This window comes from Citrobacter sp. RHBSTW-00599 (assembly GCF_013784065.1).
Classification (GTDB): domain Bacteria; phylum Pseudomonadota; class Gammaproteobacteria; order Enterobacterales; family Enterobacteriaceae; genus Citrobacter; species Citrobacter braakii.
This window is the reverse complement of the sequence record NZ_CP056717.1, coordinates 4,858,240-4,875,406: the sequence shown is the minus strand read 5'-3', so window position 1 is coordinate 4,875,406 and position 17,167 is coordinate 4,858,240. Positions and strand designations below refer to the sequence as shown.

The following is a 17,167-nucleotide window of genomic DNA, read 5'->3' as shown; positions in this document are numbered from 1 at the left end:
AGATGTACGCTAATGCATATAATTTTAACGGCTATTTCCGGTTTGCTCAATCTATACGCAAAGAAGTTTAGATGTCCAGATGTATTGACGGCTATCGTAACTATGATTACTCTGGTGTCTGACTTTTCACCGACTCAGCCAGGATCTCCTCAATATGACGCGTAAACAGGCCACCATCGCAGTGCGTAGCGGGTTAAATGACGACGAACAGTACGGTTGCGTTGTCCCGCCGATCCACCTCTCCAGCACCTATAACTTTACCGGTTTTAATGAGCCTCGCGCCCATGACTATTCGCGTCGCGGTAACCCAACGCGTGATGTCGTTCAGCGTGCGCTGGCGGAACTGGAAGGTGGGGCGGGGGCAGTACTGACCAATACCGGCATGTCGGCGATTCATCTGGTGACCACGGTATTCCTCAAGCCTGGCGATCTGCTGGTCGCACCGCACGACTGCTACGGCGGGAGCTATCGTCTGTTTGACAGCCTGGCAAAGCGTGGCTGTTATCGCGTACTGTTTGTCGATCAAGGAGATGAGCAGGCGTTGCAGGCGGCACTGGCGGAAAAACCGAAGCTGGTGCTGGTAGAAAGCCCAAGCAACCCGCTGTTGCGCGTGGTGGATATCGCGAAAATCTGCCAGCTGGCGAGCGAGGCTGGTGCGGTCAGCGTGGTGGACAACACTTTTTTAAGCCCGGCACTGCAAAATCCACTGGCATTAGGCGCCGATCTGGTGTTGCATTCATGCACGAAATATTTAAACGGTCACTCCGACGTAGTGGCTGGTGTGGTGATAGCAAAAGATCCGGAAATGGTCACTGAACTGGCATGGTGGGCGAATAATATTGGTGTGACCGGCGGCGCGTTTGATAGTTATCTGCTGTTGCGCGGCCTGCGTACTTTGTCACCTCGTATGGAGGTGGCGCAACGTAATGCTCAGGCGATTGTGGATTATCTGCAAACTCAGCCGCTGGTGAAAAAATTGTATCACCCGTCATTGCCGGATAATCAGGGCCATGAGATTGCCGCGCGTCAGCAAAAAGGGTTTGGCGCGATGTTGAGTTTTGAGCTGGATGGTGATGAGCAAACGCTGCGTCGCTTCCTCGGCGGGTTGTCATTGTTTACGCTGGCGGAATCGTTAGGGGGCGTTGAAAGTCTGATCTCCCATGCCGCAACCATGACACACGCGGGAATGGCGCCAGAAGCGCGTGCTGCTGCCGGAATTTCGGAAACGCTGTTGCGTATCTCCACCGGTATTGAAGATGGCGAAGATTTAATTGCCGACCTGGAAAATGGCTTCCGGGCTGCAAACAAGGGGTAAACATGAGTGTGATTGCGCAGGCAGGGACGAAGGGTCGTCAACTGCACAAATTTGGTGGTAGTAGTCTGGCTGATGTGAAATGTTATCTGCGTGTCGCAGGCATTATGGCGGAGTACTCGCAGCCTGATGACATGATGGTTGTTTCAGCCGCAGGCAGTACCACTAACCAGTTGATTAGCTGGCTAAAATTAAGCCAGACCGATCGTCTGTCTGCGCATCAGGTTCAACAGGCGTTACGTCGTTATCAGAGTGAGCTTATCAGCGGTTTGTTGCCTCCTGAGGTGGCGGATGGGCTGATCGGCGCGTTTATTCACGATCTGGAGCGTCTGGCTGGGTTACTCGACAGCGGCGTGAATGATGCCGTCTATGCTGAAGTCGTCGGGCATGGCGAGGTGTGGTCGGCGCGTTTGATGTCTGCCGTCCTTAACCAACAGGGGCTGGAGTCGGCCTGGCTGGATGCGCGCGATTTTTTACGTGCCGAGCGCGGCGCTCAGCCGCAGGTGGATGAAGGTCTTTCTTACCCATTGCTGCAGCAACTGCTGGCGCAGCATCCGGGCAAACGCCTGGTCGTTACCGGTTTCATTAGCCGCAGCAACGCCGGTGAGACGGTACTGCTGGGGCGTAACGGCTCCGACTACTCGGCGACGCAGGTTGGCGCGTTGGCGGGGGTTTCCCGCGTAACCATCTGGAGCGATGTTGCCGGGGTTTACAGCGCGGATCCGCGTAAAGTAAAAGATGCCTGTCTGCTGCCGCTGCTGCGTCTGGATGAAGCCAGCGAGCTGGCGCGTCTGGCGGCTCCGGTTCTCCATGCCCGCACCCTTCAGCCGGTTTCCGGCAGCGATATCGATCTCCAGTTGCGTTGTAGCTATACGCCGGAGCAGGGATCGACGCGTATTGAACGCGTGCTGGCTTCCGGTACCGGGGCACGTATTGTGACCAGCCATGACGACGTTTGCCTGATTGAGTTTCAGGTTCCCACTGGCCAGGACTTTAAACTGGCCTATAAAGAGATTGATCAGATTTTAAAACGCACCCAGGTGCGTCCGCTGGCAGTGGGTGTGCATCCTGACCGCCAGTTGCTGCAATTTTGCTATACCTCCGAAGTCGCTGATGGCGCACTGAAAATTCTGGATGAAGCTGGCCTGCCGGGCGAACTGCGTCTGCGCCAGGGGCTGGCGCTGGTGGCGATGGTTGGGGCGGGCGTCACCCGTAACCCGCTGCACTGCCATCGCTTTTGGCAACAGCTGAAAGGTCAGCCGGTCGAATTCACCTGGCAGTCGGAAGAGGGCATTAGCCTGGTCGCCGTCTTGCGTACCGGGCCAACGGAGAGCCTGATTCAGGGTCTGCACCAGTCAATCTTCCGCGCGGAAAAACGCATTGGTCTGGTGCTGTTCGGCAAAGGCAACATTGGGTCGCGCTGGCTGGAGCTGTTTGCCCGCGAGCAGAGCACGCTCTCGGCGCGTACCGGATTAGAGTTCGTGCTGGCAGGAGTGGTTGATAGTCGCCGTAGTCTGCTGAATTACGAAGGGCTGGATGCCAGCCGCGCGTTGGCCTTCTTCGATGACGAGGCGCTAGAACAGGATGAAGAGTCATTGTTCCTGTGGATGCGCGCCCACCCGTATGATGATTTAGTGGTGCTGGACGTCACTGCCAGCGAGCAGTTGGCGGAGCAGTATCTGGATTTCGCCAGTCATGGCTTCCACGTTATCAGCGCCAACAAGCTGGCGGGGGCGAGCAGCAGTAATAATTACCGCCAGATTCATGACGCCTTTGAAAAAACCGGTCGCCACTGGCTGTATAACGCCACCGTCGGCGCAGGTTTGCCGATCAACCATACCGTGCGCGATCTGATTGATAGCGGAGATACTATTCTGTCGATCAGCGGGATCTTCTCCGGCACGTTGTCGTGGTTGTTCCTGCAATTTGATGGCACGGTCCCGTTCACCGATCTGGTGGATCAGGCGTGGCAGCAGGGTCTGACTGAACCTGATCCGCGCGTGGATCTTTCCGGCAAAGATGTGATGCGCAAGCTGGTGATTCTGGCGCGTGAAGCGGGTTACGACATCGAACCGGACCAGGTGCGCGTAGAGTCGCTGGTGCCTGCGCACTGTGAAGCAGGTTCTATTGACCATTTCTTTGAAAATGGCGATGAGCTGAACGAGCAGATGGTGCAACGCCTGGAAGCGGCACGTGAAATGGGACTGGTGCTACGCTATGTGGCGCGTTTTGACGCTAACGGTAAGGCACGCGTTGGCGTTGAAGCGGTACGCCCTGAGCACCCGCTGGCGGCACTACTGCCGTGCGATAACGTCTTCGCCATTGAAAGCCGTTGGTATCGTGATAACCCGCTGGTCATTCGCGGACCGGGGGCGGGCCGCGATGTGACCGCTGGGGCGATTCAGTCTGATATCAACCGCTTGGCGCAACTGCTGTAGTTTTTGTTGCCGGATAACATGTGTAAACATCGCCCTCAATGAGGGCGTTGTATTTATCTGCCAGCGACCTTATCGCCTGAAACACCGAATGGGCAGAGTAACGGGTACTTTGCTGAAATTCTGTCTGTTGCCGCAACCAGGCGAGAAAACGATGGCTTGCCGCCAGGGTTATTGACGCGCTTTCTTCAACCCGCCCCTGCGTTAACAAACACACCATTTTACGCATATCGCCTCGTTGCCAGATTTGCCACTGATTTCGCCACCATCCCTGATACGTTTTACCCAGCAATTGCCAGGGCAGCGTGCGCTGATCGCTATTCATTTCTTCATCAATAAACCACAGCGAGGCGCGATGATGGCGAAACTGTTCCGCCCATGCGGTAATCGCTGCGCCGCGCAGGAAGCATTCGTGGGCAATAATATGGGTTTTTACCTCTGGCCATAGATGGCTCAGCAGGCGGAAATGCCCATGGGCAGTAATGACCGGGCGTAAAATCGCGCCGCTGGCGTTCCGTTTAAGTATGGCGCTGCCGTACTGGATTTCATCAAACTGGCTGCGGCGTAAAAACTGGGTTTCCCGCTGACTCACTCGCTCAATGATATCGTCGTGAATGACTGTTGGCTCAGCACTGCCACGCCAGCGGTAAAGCAATGATATGCCGGCAGTGTGCGGCGTGAAGTTGCTGGAAATATGCAGAACATTGCCGCGAATAGCGTCAAAAGAGAGTAATACATAGAGTTGCTGGCCTGCACTAACGCCCTGAAAAGGGACGAGCAAGGGAATCGTCGCTATTTGTTCTGGCAAAACGATGCCGGTGGGAGGCGCCTGCTTTGGTGTCCACACTTTTTTGCAGTTTCGGCACTGGACGCGCTGGCTGCCCTGGGGATTATGCCCATAGCGGATGATTTCTCGTTGGTAGCAACATGGGCAAAACTGACCACGATTAGCGGCAAAATCCGCTAAATATGCCGACAACCAGCAACGGAACTGTTCCTCATCAAACAGCGGTGGAAGGCTGCCGCATGCCCGACAATGCAGTGCGGCATAACCTAGCCGATATTCTGGCCAGCTGTAATCAGCTGAGCTCGCCAGCCCCAGATTTTTGCAGCCAAAGGATTTGCAGCAATTGATAGTGAACAGTGACGTCATCCTGTTACCAACGATTTTTAATGGTCGTTGATTTTGGCCTGCAACTATCACCGATGGATGTGAGTTTTCTCACATAAAAAAACCTTTCAGAACGTAACGTAGCGAATCTTTATATGACTGAAAGGGATTGGTTATGAAGCTAAAAATGCTTGCTGTCGGTGTTCTGGTATCTTTACCGCTCTGGGCGAGTGCCAAAGATGTCACGATTATTTATACCAACGATCTCCATGCCCATGTCGAACCTTATAAAGTGCCATGGATTGCCAATGGCACACGAGATATTGGCGGTTGGGCCAATATCTCGGCGATGGTGAAGCAGGAGAAAGCGAAAAATAGCGCCACCTGGTTTTTGGATGCTGGCGACTATTTCACCGGGCCATATATCAGCAGCCTGACCAAGGGGAAGGCGATTATCGATATCATGAACACCATGAATTTTGACGCTGTCACCATGGGTAATCATGAATTCGATCACGGTTGGGACAATACGCTGCTGCAACTGAGCCAGGCAAAGTTTCCGATCGTGCAGGGCAACATCTTTTACCAAAACAGCAGCAAAATGTTCTGGGATAAGCCTTACACCATTATTGAAAAAGATGGCGTAAAGATAGGCGTGATTGGCCTGCACGGCGTGTTTGCTTTTGATGATACGGTTTCCGCTGCGACACGTGTCGGGATCGAGGCGCGGGATGAAGTGAAGTGGTTGCAACGCTATATCGATGAGCTGAAAGGCAAAGTCGATCTCACCGTGGCGCTGATCCATGAAGGCACGCCAGCGCGTCAGTCCAGTCTGGGGGGCACCGATGTACGCCGTGCGCTGGATAAAGACATCCAGACTGCAGGCCAGGTGCAGGGGTTGGACATCCTGATCACCGGTCATGCGCATGTGGGCACGCCGGAGCCGATTAAAGTAGGTAACACCCTGATTCTGTCTACCGACAGCGGCGGCATTGATGTGGGTAAACTGGTGCTGGATTACCAGCAAAAACCGCATCAATTTACCGTGAAGAACTTCGAGCTGAAAACCATTTTTGCTGATGAGTGGCAGCCAGACCCGCAGACGAAACAGGTCATTGATGGCTGGAATAAAAAGCTCGATAAAGTGGTGCAGCAGACGGTTGCCAACGCGCCGGTTGAGCTGACGCGTGCTTACGGTGAATCTTCTTCGCTGGGAAATCTGGCGGCAGATGCGTTGCTGGTTGCGGCGGGTAAAGATACCCAGTTAGCGCTCACTAACTCGGGCGGCATCCGGAATGAAATCCCTGCTGGAGTCATCACCATGGGCGCAGTCATTAGCACCTTCCCGTTCCCGAATGAGCTGGCAACCATGGATCTCACTGGGAAGCAGTTACGTAGCCTGATGGAGCACGGCGCGGGTTTAAGCAACGGTGTATTGCAGGTGTCCAAAGGACTGGAGATGAAGTATGACAGCAGTAAACCGGTTGGTCTGCGGGTTAGCGTATTGACGTTAAACGGCAAACCCATTGAGGATGCCACGGTTTATCACATTGCCACCAATAGCTTCCTGGCGGACGGCGGTGATGGTTTCACGACATTTACTGAAGGCAAAGCGCGTAACACATCCGGCGGTTACTATGTCTCTAATGCGGTCGTTGATTATTTCAAAGCGGGAAATACGCTGACGGATGAGCAACTCAAAGGCATGCGTGTGGAAGATGTGAAACCGTAGTGAGGTCAGGCCAGCAGATATTCCGCTGGCCTTTGTTTTAACCTCTGTGGGAGGCAAACACCTCTTTTGCAGCGAACAGGCCGTTTAGTGCTGCCGGGAATCCCGCATAAACTGCCATCTGCATCATCACTTCAATAATCTCTTCCTGCGTTAAGCCAACGTGCAGCGCGGCGGCGATGTGTACCTTAAGCTGTGGTGCGGCGTTACCCATGGCGGTGAGCGCCGCTACGGTGGCAATTTCTCTACTGCGTAAATCCAGCCCCGGCCTTGAATAGATGTCGCCAAAAGGAAATTCAATCAGGTATTGGGCGAAGTCCGGCGCGATATCCTTCAGGCTATCGACGACCGCATCTCCCCCTTTTCCATCAACCTGTTGCAGCATTCTCTGACCGGTTAAATAGCGTTCTGAATCCATGATAATCACCTCGTGAGTTAGTGTATGGCATGAGGATAGAGCGTGCGGAATGATTGGGGTAATACCGTTTCCGTGATACCTTTTCGGTATGACAATATCGCCTTTGCACTCTCTGGACATCCGCCTCCTACGCTATTTTTCCGTGGTGGCGGAAGAGAACAACATGAGTCGAGCGGCGCAGCGTTTATTTATGTCGCAGCCGCCGCTGAGTCGCCACATTCGCCAGCTTGAAGAGCGCCTGGGGGTGACGCTTTTTGTCCGTCATACCCGTGGACTTACGCTGACGGAGGACGGCCAGCGCGTCCTTGAAATCGTGCGCCCGCTATTGGCGTTACAGGATAAAACCTGGGCGGCGTTGAGTCAGATAGCGAAGACGGGAGAGCAATCTCTGCGCTTAGGGCTAAGTACAGCGTTTGAGCAGGGCGTTTTTGCGGCGCTTGAGTCGCAGCTTGCTACGCGTGTACAGAAGCTACATATTGTCCGTCATGGTTCGCCTGAACTGGCGCGCCAGGTGCGTCGGGGAAAACTGGATGCAGCGCTGGTGGCGCTACCGCTTGAGAATTCGGGTCTTAGCGTCACGCCGCTCGGCTGGCAAGAATCGATGATTGCCGCCTTACCCACGCTCTGGCCCGAGGCGGCTCTGCCTTCGCTCTCGTTAACGTCGCTGAACCACCGACCGCTGTTCTGGTTCAAACGTGAACGTAACCCTGCTTTTTTTGATTACACTCGACACATTTTTCGTCGTGCTGGTTACTCTCCTGCACTTATTGAGGAGCCGATGGAACATGACGTGCTGCTGGCACGGATCGCGCAGGGTGACGGTCTGAGCCTGGTTCCGGCCTCCTTTTCCGCTATCCAGCGTCAGGGCGTGATCTTCCTTCCGCTTACTGATACAGAATTGCGTCTTAGCATGGGGCTAGCGACGCTGCCTGAGAACGTAACAAAAGTAGAGTGGCTACAGACGGTCGTGACGCAATCCCTCACCATTTCAAGCTGATGTGAATTTTTTTCACGTTGGCTGAGTATTCCTCACCTTTAACGATGATTTTTGTGTTGACGCCAGCATGCTTTTCCGTCATTTTTACATCTAGACGTCTAAACGTATAGCAGTTCACAACACAACATATAACGACAAAAGATTGATGAGGTAAGGTATGAGCTTTTTTCACGCCAACCAGCGGGAAGCCCTGAATCAGAGCCTGGCAGAAGTGCAGGGTCAGATTAACGTTTCGTTTGAGTTTTTCCCGCCGCGCACCAGTGAAATGGAGCAAACCCTGTGGAACTCCATCGATCGCCTGAGCAGCCTGAAGCCGAAGTTTGTATCAGTCACTTACGGTGCAAACTCTGGTGAGCGCGACCGTACGCACAGCATTATTAAAGGCATTAAGGATCGCACAGGTCTTGAAGCGGTCCCGCACCTGACATGCATTGATGCGACCCGCGATGAGCTGCGTACCATTGCTCAGGACTACTGGCATAACGGTATTCGTCATATTGTTGCCCTGCGCGGCGACCTGCCGCCGGGAAGCGGTAAACCGGATATGTATGCTTCCGACCTGGTGACTCTGCTGAAAGACGTTGCAGACTTCGATATCTCCGTTGCGGCTTACCCGGAAGTGCACCCGGAAGCGAAAAGCGCTCAGGCGGATTTGCTGAACCTGAAGCGTAAGGTTGATGCCGGTGCAAACCGCGCGATCACCCAGTTTTTCTTCGATGTAGAAAGCTATCTGCGCTTTCGCGATCGCTGCGTGTCTGCGGGAATCGATGTGGAAATTATTCCGGGCATCCTGCCGGTATCTAACTTTAAGCAGGCGAAAAAATTTGCTGACATGACCAACGTCCGCATTCCTGCGTGGATGTCGACCATGTTTGATGGTCTTGATGATGACGCGGAAACCCGCAAGCTGGTGGGCGCAAATATCGCCATGGATATGGTGAAAATTCTCAGTCGCGAAGGGGTGAAGGATTTTCACTTCTATACCCTCAACCGTGCCGAGATGAGCTACGCTATTTGTCACACACTGGGTGTAAGACCTAACTAAACAGATGCCCCAGCCCTCTACGGAGGGCTTTTTGTTGATCATTTTGATCTACATCTCTGTAACTTAAAATATAAAAGGAATTAGCTATCGAATCTGTGGGTTATTTCGACTATATCTTATCTCTGGTGGTGTATATCGTAGTCAGAACACTGTAAAGGGAGCATATAGATGAGCATGTCCGACGATAGCCAAAACGCATCAACTGCCGGTAAGTGTCCTTTTCATCAAGGCGGTCACGATCAGAGCGCGGGAGCAGGAACGAATAACCGCGACTGGTGGCCAAATCAACTCCGCGTTGATCTTTTAAACCAACATTCCAACCGTTCGAACCCGCTGGGTGAGGACTTCGACTACCGCAAAGAGTTTAGTAAACTCGACTATTCTGCCCTGAAAGGGGATCTCAGAGCCCTTTTGTCCGAATCTCAACCGTGGTGGCCCGCTGACTGGGGAACCTATGCCGGATTGTTTATCCGCATGGCATGGCACGGCGCGGGAACCTATCGCTCTATCGATGGACGCGGTGGAGCGGGTCGCGGACAGCAGCGTTTTGCACCACTGAACTCCTGGCCGGACAACGTCAGCCTTGATAAAGCACGTCGTCTGCTGTGGCCAATCAAGCAGAAATATGGTCAGAAAATTTCCTGGGCCGACCTGTTTATCCTCGCGGGTAACGTGGCGCTGGAAAACTCAGGTTTCCGTACCTTTGGCTTTGGTGCCGGTCGTGAAGATGTCTGGGAACCGGATCTCGACGTAAACTGGGGTGATGAAAAAGCCTGGCTGACTCACCGTCATCCGGAAGAGCTGGCAAAAGCGCCGCTGGGCGCCACCGAAATGGGCCTTATTTATGTGAACCCGGAAGGGCCGGACCATAGCGGCGAACCGCTTTCTGCGGCAGCGGCTATTCGCGCGACCTTCGGTAACATGGGGATGAACGACGAAGAAACCGTGGCGCTGATTGGCGGCGGTCATACGTTGGGCAAAACCCACGGCGCAGCAGCGGCATCGCACGTTGGCGCCGATCCAGAATCCGCACCGATTGAAGCGCAGGGCCTGGGTTGGGCCAGCAGCTACGGTAGTGGCGCGGGCGCGGATGCAATTACTTCCGGTCTGGAAGTGGTGTGGACGCAGACGCCTACCCAATGGAGCAACTATTTCTTCGAGAACCTGTTCAAATATGAGTGGGTGCAGACTCGCAGTCCGGCAGGCGCGATTCAGTTTGAAGCGGTTGACGCGCCAGAAATTATTCCCGATCCGTTTGATCCGTCGAAAAAACGCAAGCCGACGATGCTGGTTACCGACCTGACGCTGCGTTTCGATCCTGAGTTCGAAAAGATCTCTCGCCGTTTCCTGAACGATCCGCAAGCGTTCAACGAAGCGTTTGCCCGTGCGTGGTTTAAACTGACGCACCGCGATATGGGGCCAAAATCGCGTTACATTGGCCCGGAAGTGCCAAAAGAAGATCTGATCTGGCAAGATCCGCTGCCGCATGCGTTCTTCAACCCAAGCGAAGAAGATATCCTGAAGCTGAAGGCGACCATCGCTGCTTCCGGACTGTCCGTGGGCGAACTGGTATCGGTAGCGTGGGCTTCGGCATCGACTTTCCGTGGCGGGGATAAACGTGGCGGCGCTAACGGTGCGCGTCTGGCGCTGGACCCACAACGTGGCTGGGATGTGAATGCCACTGCGGCACGCGTTCTGCCTGTGCTGGAAGGTATTTATAAGTCTGCCCATACTGCCTCGTTGGCCGATATTATCGTGCTGGCCGGTGTTGTCGGTATCGAGCAGGCGGCTAGCGCTGCGGGTGTCAGCATCAAGGTACCTTTTGCGCCGGGTCGCGTGGATGCGCGTCAGGATCAAACGGATATTGAGATGTTTGAACTGCTTGAGCCGATTGCCGATGGTTTCCGTAACTACCGCGCTCGTCCTGACGTGTCGACCACCGAGTCGTTGCTGATCGACAAAGCGCAGCAGTTGACGCTAACCGCACCGGAAATGACCGTGCTGGTGGGCGGTATGCGCGTACTGGGCACCAACTTTGATGGTAGCCAGCACGGCGTCTTTACCGATCGCCCTGGCGTACTCAGCACTGACTTCTTCGTCAATCTGCTGGATATGCGTCATGAGTGGAAGGCGGTTGATGAGTCACAAGAGCTGTTTGAAGGTCGTGACCGTTCGAGCGGCGAAGTAAAATACACCGCAACTCGCGCCGATCTGGTGTTTGGTTCTAACTCTGTACTACGCGCAGTGGCTGAAGTTTATGCCTGCAGCGATGCTCACGAGAAGTTCGTGAGAGATTTCGTTGCCGCATGGGTGAAAGTGATGAACCTGGATCGTTTCGATCTGCTGTAACAGACTATGCCGGATATCGCTTGTGCGGGTCCGGCATAGTATGAACAAAAAATCCCCGCAATTGCGGGGATTTTTATTGGCCGGTTATTCCCACTCTTGCAGGTAACGTTGACCGTACTGGTCAGCCACCAGCAGGGCGGCATACACCTGGTCCGGCGTTGCGCCGCCAGGCATGTTGTGGATGGTTTCGCCTTCGGCACAGGCAGCTTCAGCCACAATGCGCATTTTAGCCGGAATATCCTGTTTGATGTCCAGTTGCGCCAGGGTAATCGGCAGGCCAACGGAATGACACAGCGCCGCAACAGTTTCAATTTCATCGATCGGCGCGTTTTCCAGTACCAGTTGCGTCAGCGTGCCGAAAGCCACTTTCTCGCCGTGGTAATAGTGATGCGCATCCGGGATTGCCGTCAGACCGTTATGGATGGCGTGCGCCGCCGCCAGACCGCCGCTTTCAAAACCGACGCCGCTCAGATAGGTGTTGGCTTCAATAACGCGCTCCAGCGCAGGCGTTACCACGTGCTGCTCGGCAGCCAGCATCGCTTTTTCACCTTCTTCTATCAGCGTATTAAAGCACAGCTCAGCCAGCGCCAGAGCCGCCTGAGTGCACTGACCGCCCGCCATGGTGGTTGCGCCGCTGCGTGAACAGGCGCGTGCTTCGAACCAGGTCGCCAACGCATCGCCAATGCCCGCGGCTAACAGACGCGCCGGTGCGCCTGCGACAATTTTGGTATCAACAATGACCCTGTCCGGATTATTGGGCAGCAGCAAATAGCGATCGAATTCACCGGCATCGGTGTAAATAACGGACAGCGCGCTGCACGGTGCATCGGTAGAGGCGATGGTTGGCGCAATGGCGACAGGCACGCCCATAAAGTGCGCCAGCGCTTTGGCAGTATCCAGCGTTTTACCGCCGCCAATACCAAGTACTGCGCCACATTGCGCTTTTTCTGCCACGCCGCGCAGACGGTCGATTTCGTTTTGTGAACACTCGCCGCCAAACGGTGCAATCTCCAGCGCCAGTCCGGCATCCTGGAAGCTTTTTTCCAGTGCGCCCTGGGCAAAGCCTAAGACAAACTTGTCCCCAACGACCAGCCAGCGCTCTGCCAGTGGTTTGAGGTAGTTGCCAAGACGGGTAATAACATCGGCACCCTGGATGTACTTACCAGGTGATTGAATAATGCGATCCATACTTTATTTCCCTCACAGGTTGATGTGACCAAATGTATTGTTCCAGTCATGTTCAAACTTCTCTATTGCTGACTCTACCGCAGGGGTATTGAGCATTTGTTGCGCTACGTCTAATGGCAGGGTGATTGCTTCGCATCCTGCCAGTAAGCAATCCAGCGCCTGACGAGGGGTTTTAAAGCTGGCTGCCAGTACCATGCTGTTGGGCGCATGAAGTTCCAGTAACGTTTGCAGTTCTTGTACCGTGCGAATTCCGTCGCCGCCCTGCGCGTCAATACGGTTAATGTAAGGCGCGATATATTTCGCCCCCGCCAGCGCTGCCAGCAGCCCCTGAGAGGCACTGTACACGGCGGTTCCCAGCGTGGTGATGCCCTCTTTTTTCAGCATCTTGATTGCGGCCAGACCTTCGGATGTCACCGGGATTTTTACCACCAGACCGGGGACCGCGTTGCTCAGACGTTTGGCTTCCTCCACCATGCCTTGTGCGTCGCGGCTCATGGTTTGGGCAAACAGAATGCCCTCTTCGCCAATGGCGTTTTGCAGGCGCGGCAGCACATCCCAGATGGATTCTTTGCTTGCTGCCACAATGCTTGGGTTGGTGGTGACACCCGCGATTGGGAAGATGCGTGCCAGACGTTCGACTTCCGCGACGTTGGCGGTATCAAGGTAAAGTTCCATACAAAAACACCCTCTTTAAAGTTCAAGTTCATGTTGCAGCAGGCTGGCGATAGCGTCGGCAGAGGCGGCGTTAACCAGCGCGTTACGGAATTCTTCATGCATAATGCGCCGTGCCAGACGCGAGAAAATACGCATATGCTGGTCGCCAGCGGCGTGTTTGTTGAGCGTCAGCATAATAATGAACTGCGCATCATCATCACCCCAACGTACCGGCGCTTGCAGGCGCGCTACGCTGATAGTGGACTGCTCAATATGTTCTGATTTGCTGTGTGGAATGGCGAAGCTAAAACCTAATCCGGTAGAGAAGACCGCTTCGCGCGCCCACAGATCGGCTTCCAGTTTACGCGGATAGCGGCAACGACCTGCCAGCAGGAGGTTGTCGGTCATCCCTTTGATGACCTCCTCTTTACTACGCCAGTCGCTATCCAGCGTGATGCACTCGGCGGTAACCAGAGGGGTATCCTGTTGGGTCATGCGGAACTGGGCCAGCAGATGTTCGACCTCCAGCGACGTTCGACACGCCATTGCTTGATTCAGCAACTGACGGCAGGCGCGGCTGTCAAGTTGCGCCATCCGCGCTTTGGCGGCGGGAATGGAGGGAGCGCTCATGCTGATCTCGTCCAGACCCAGTCCCACAAGCAGCGGTAGCACTGAACCTTTAGCGCCAAGTTCGCCGCACAGGCCAATCCATTTCCCCTGCCGATGTACCGCCTGTACGGCGTAATCCAGTGCGCGCAAGAAGGCTGGATTCAGGCTGTTGTAATGGCGGGTAACTTTGGCGTTGTCGCGGTCGACCGCCAGCAGATATTGCGTCAGGTCATTACTGCCAATACTAAAGAAATCAATTTCTTCGCAGCATTGATCGATGATGAACATCACCGACGGAACCTCCAGCATGATACCGAGCGGGATCTTCTCATCAAATGGGATGTGTTCAGTGCGCAGTTGCTGTTTGGCTTCGGCCAGCTTCTCTTTGACCCACAGGATCTCTTCCATAGAGGAGATCATTGGGATCATGATTTTCAGGCTACCGTGCGCTGATGCGCGCAGGATCGATCGCAGTTGTGTGGTAAACAAAGCGGCGTATTCTTCATAGATACGCACCGCGCGATAACCGAGGAACGGGTTGGCTTCGGCAGGAATATTCAGGTAATCAACGGGTTTATCACCGCCGATATCCATGGTGCGCACAATGATGCTGCGTCCCTGCGCGGGCTCCAGCGCCTGGCAGAAAATGTTGTATAGCTCGTTCTCATCCGGGGCGCAGGTACGGTCCATATACAGCATTTCCGTGCGAAACAGGCCAACCGCTTCCGCACCGTTGCCAAAGGCTGCTTGCGCTTCCACGGAATGGGCGATGTTGGCGGCGACTTCCATGCGGATGCCATCCCCCGTGCGCGCCTCTTGGGTCAGCCAGATACGTTGTTGTTCTCGAATGGCATCCTGGATACGGGCTTCCTGCTGGTAGTAACGTACGACGGATTCATCAGGGGCAACAATGACCGCTCCTGCGTTACCATCGATATAAACCGTTTGCTGCAGCCATGGCATCAAGGATTCAATATCCACGCCAACCAGCGTAGGAATGTTGAATGACCGGGCGAGAATCACCGTGTGTGAAGTGGTACCGCCGCTTTTTAACAGCAAGCCTTTCAGCAATGTTTTGTCCAGTTCGAGGAACTGGCTCGGTGTGAGCTCATCCGCCATACAGACCGTAGGCTGGGTTAGTTTTCCCGGCGCAGGGAAACGCTGCTCTCCATAAATTTGCTGCAGAAGCTGGAAGCAGACATCGCGCACATCCAGCGCACGTTCCTGTAAATAACTGCTGCTGGAGCTGGCGAATTCATCACAAAAATGTCCGGCACTTTCGACAATCGCCTGGGCGCAGCTTAACCCGCGAGATACTCCAGCGAGCAGGTGCTGACGCAGTGAGAGGTCGCTTGCCAGCGAGCGGTGTGCTTCCAGAATCGCACTGGTTGCACCGTCGCTGTCGAGTAACCGAAACGCAATATTCTTCATCAGCAGCGTTAAGCCGTTATCCAGTGCCGCCTGCTCGGTTTCAATATCTTTAGCGGATGGGAGATTGTTAAGGGCGTTGAGATCCAGCGAAGAGAGCAGACTCAGAATGCCTCCCGCACTGCCGCTGCAGACGGTGCGAGCGCGAAAAAGCTGTGGGTTTAGATTGGTGAGGGATGCAGGAAGTGGCTCCAGCTCGTTGCTTTTGGCTTCCGCTAGCGGTGCATCGCAGTGTGGAAATTCATTACGTAACCATTGGGTTAAATGCTGGTGGGCTGCCTGTTCATCAGCACCGGAAATCAGCAACTGGCAGCTATCACCTGCCAGAGTATCGGTGCCAATCAGCGCCAATGCGCTCTTGGCGTTACCCCTACGTTCGGTACGCAGGTTGTGCCACTCAATGTGCGAAGTAAAGGTGTTGCACTGCGTTTCTATGTGACTTGCCGGGCGCGCATGTACGCCATTGGGCAGCTCACAGGTAAATTCCACAATCAGGGCCATAGCCTCATCTCCCATAACGATTTCTCGCTACAGGATAAAAGGGCAACGCCTGAGCCTGCCATCTGACAAATCTGCCAAAAACTGGATAAATGTAATGTAACCATCAAAGTGAGATATCCCTCACAAGTCAGCATGTCCTCTATAAATTCCGAGAAACTACAAGTTATGAGGCGGATCGCATTTTTGCGCTGACATTACAAAAGTCCAGCAAATGGCCTTTTTATCCACTGTTTGCGCCGCGTCGGATTGCCTATTGTTTTCCGCAACAAGTTTATGGATATGGGCTTTAGCAGCCTGGGAGCGACTTATGAAAGAGTTGGTACAAATCCTGAAAAATACCCGTCAGCATCTGATGACGGGTGTTTCGCATATGATCCCCTTCGTAGTCGCGGGTGGAATTTTGCTGGCGGTCTCCGTCATGTTGTATGGCAAGGGCGCGGTACCGGATGCGGCGACCGATCCTAATCTCAAGAAACTGTTTGATATTGGCGTCGCAGGGCTGACGTTGATGGTGCCATTCCTTGCCGCTTACATTGGTTATTCCATTGCTGAACGTTCTGCTCTCGCCCCTTGTGCGATTGGCGCATGGGTGGGAAACAGCTTCGGCGCAGGTTTTTTCGGCGCGCTAATTGCCGGGATTATTGGCGGTATCGTCGTCCATTATCTGAAGAAGATCCCCGTACATAAGGTGTTGCGATCGGTAATGCCTATCTTCGTTATTCCTATTGTCGGCACCTTTATCACCGCAGGCATCATGATGTGGGGCCTGGGAGAACCCGTTGGCGCGTTAACCACTAGCCTGACCGAGTGGCTGCAGGGTATGCAGCAGGGCAGCATCGTGCTGCTGGCGGTAATTATGGGACTGATGTTGGCCTTCGATATGGGTGGGCCGATTAACAAAGTTGCCTACGCCTTCATGCTGATTTGCGTGGCACAGGGTGTTTATACCGTGGTGGCAATCGCCGCGGTAGGGATCTGCGTGCCGCCGCTGGGCTTAGGTTTGGCGACGCTGATTGGTCGTAAGAATTTCTCTTCTGAAGAACGTGAAGCCGGTAAAGCCGCGCTGGTGATGGGCTGCGTTGGCGTAACGGAAGGCGCAATTCCTTTTGCTGCCGCCGATCCGCTGCGCGTTATCCCATCCATTATGGTGGGTTCCGCCTGCGGCACGGTAACCGCCGCGCTGTTTGGTGCGCAGTGTTATGCCGGCTGGGGCGGGCTGATTGTTCTGCCGGTCGTGGAAGGAAAATTGGGTTATATCGCGGCGGTTGCCGTGGGGGCTGTAGTGACCGCAGTGTGCGTTAATGTACTGAAAAGTCTGGCGCGGAAAAAAGTGTCTCAGGTCGACCAGAAAGAAGACGACCTGGATTTAGATTTTGAAATGAATTAAGCGA

At 54.3% G+C, this 17,167-nt stretch carries 12 protein-coding genes; 7 read left to right on the top strand and 5 right to left on the bottom strand.

What is annotated here, in order from left to right; all coding sequences use genetic code 11:
• Positions 1 to 154 precede the first annotated feature (154 nt).
• Positions 155 to 1,315, top strand: coding sequence for a cystathionine gamma-synthase (gene metB, locus HV243_RS23545; RefSeq protein WP_053388903.1), 1,161 nt, complete (start codon positions 155 to 157; stop codon positions 1,313 to 1,315).
• A 2-nt stretch (positions 1,316 to 1,317) separates the two neighbouring features.
• Positions 1,318 to 3,750 (top strand): bifunctional aspartate kinase/homoserine dehydrogenase II, encoded by a 2,433-nt coding sequence (gene metL, locus HV243_RS23540; RefSeq protein ID WP_016157920.1) that lies wholly within the window; start codon positions 1,318 to 1,320, stop codon positions 3,748 to 3,750.
• Here the strand turns inward: metL and HV243_RS23535 are convergent.
• Positions 3,725 to 4,900, bottom strand: a complete 1,176-nt coding sequence (locus tag HV243_RS23535) for a hypothetical protein (RefSeq protein WP_053388902.1) — start codon at positions 4,898 to 4,900, stop codon at positions 3,725 to 3,727. The genes metL and HV243_RS23535 overlap by 26 nt on opposite strands.
• A 133-nt stretch (positions 4,901 to 5,033) precedes the next feature.
• Here HV243_RS23535 and HV243_RS23530 point away from each other — a divergent pair, with 133 nt between their 5' ends.
• Entirely contained in the window at positions 5,034 to 6,590 is a 1,557-nt protein-coding gene (locus tag HV243_RS23530) for a bifunctional UDP-sugar hydrolase/5'-nucleotidase (RefSeq protein ID WP_019077905.1), read from the top strand.
• Positions 6,591 to 6,627: 37 nt separating this feature from the next.
• Here HV243_RS23530 and HV243_RS23525 read toward each other — a convergent pair whose 3' ends face one another.
• Positions 6,628 to 7,005 (bottom strand): carboxymuconolactone decarboxylase family protein, encoded by a 378-nt coding sequence (locus tag HV243_RS23525; RefSeq protein ID WP_053388901.1) that lies wholly within the window; start codon positions 7,003 to 7,005, stop codon positions 6,628 to 6,630.
• Between the two features lie 88 nt (positions 7,006 to 7,093).
• Between HV243_RS23525 and HV243_RS23520 the strand changes: the two genes are divergently transcribed.
• From HV243_RS23520 to katG, 3 genes are all read left to right on the top strand, one after another.
• Positions 7,094 to 8,002: a LysR family transcriptional regulator gene (locus HV243_RS23520; protein WP_053388900.1), complete on the top strand. Its 909-nt coding sequence runs from the start codon at positions 7,094 to 7,096 to the stop codon at positions 8,000 to 8,002.
• A 157-nt stretch (positions 8,003 to 8,159) separates the two neighbouring features.
• On the top strand, positions 8,160 to 9,047 hold the full coding sequence (metF, locus tag HV243_RS23515) for a methylenetetrahydrofolate reductase (protein ID WP_016155273.1): 888 nt from the start codon (positions 8,160 to 8,162) through the stop codon (positions 9,045 to 9,047).
• 168 nt (positions 9,048 to 9,215) lie between these two features.
• Positions 9,216 to 11,396: a catalase/peroxidase HPI gene (gene katG / locus HV243_RS23510; RefSeq protein WP_016155274.1), complete on the top strand. Its 2,181-nt coding sequence runs from the start codon at positions 9,216 to 9,218 to the stop codon at positions 11,394 to 11,396.
• A gap of 84 nt (positions 11,397 to 11,480) precedes the next feature.
• On the opposite strand, the gene HV243_RS23505 is transcribed toward katG, so the two are convergent.
• The 3 genes from HV243_RS23505 to ptsP are packed head-to-tail and all read right to left on the bottom strand — an operon-like array spanning position 11,481 to position 15,776.
• Positions 11,481 to 12,584 carry a glycerol dehydrogenase gene (locus tag HV243_RS23505; RefSeq protein ID WP_049040568.1) on the bottom strand — a complete coding sequence of 368 codons (1,104 nt, stop codon included), beginning with the start codon at positions 12,582 to 12,584 and terminating at the stop codon, positions 11,481 to 11,483.
• Positions 12,585 to 12,596: 12 nt separating this feature from the next.
• The gene (gene fsa / locus HV243_RS23500; RefSeq protein ID WP_053388899.1) at positions 12,597 to 13,259 is read right to left on the bottom strand and encodes a fructose-6-phosphate aldolase; all 663 of its coding nucleotides are present in this window, start codon (positions 13,257 to 13,259) and stop codon (positions 12,597 to 12,599) included.
• A 15-nt stretch (positions 13,260 to 13,274) separates the two neighbouring features.
• On the bottom strand, positions 13,275 to 15,776 hold the full coding sequence (ptsP, locus tag HV243_RS23495) for a phosphoenolpyruvate--protein phosphotransferase (RefSeq protein ID WP_053388932.1): 2,502 nt from the start codon (positions 15,774 to 15,776) through the stop codon (positions 13,275 to 13,277).
• 307 nt (positions 15,777 to 16,083) lie between these two features.
• On the opposite strand from ptsP, the gene HV243_RS23490 reads away from it, so the two are divergent.
• Positions 16,084 to 17,163 (top strand): PTS fructose transporter subunit EIIC, encoded by a 1,080-nt coding sequence (locus HV243_RS23490; RefSeq protein ID WP_003825153.1) that lies wholly within the window; start codon positions 16,084 to 16,086, stop codon positions 17,161 to 17,163.
• Positions 17,164 to 17,167: the final 4 nt, after the last annotated feature.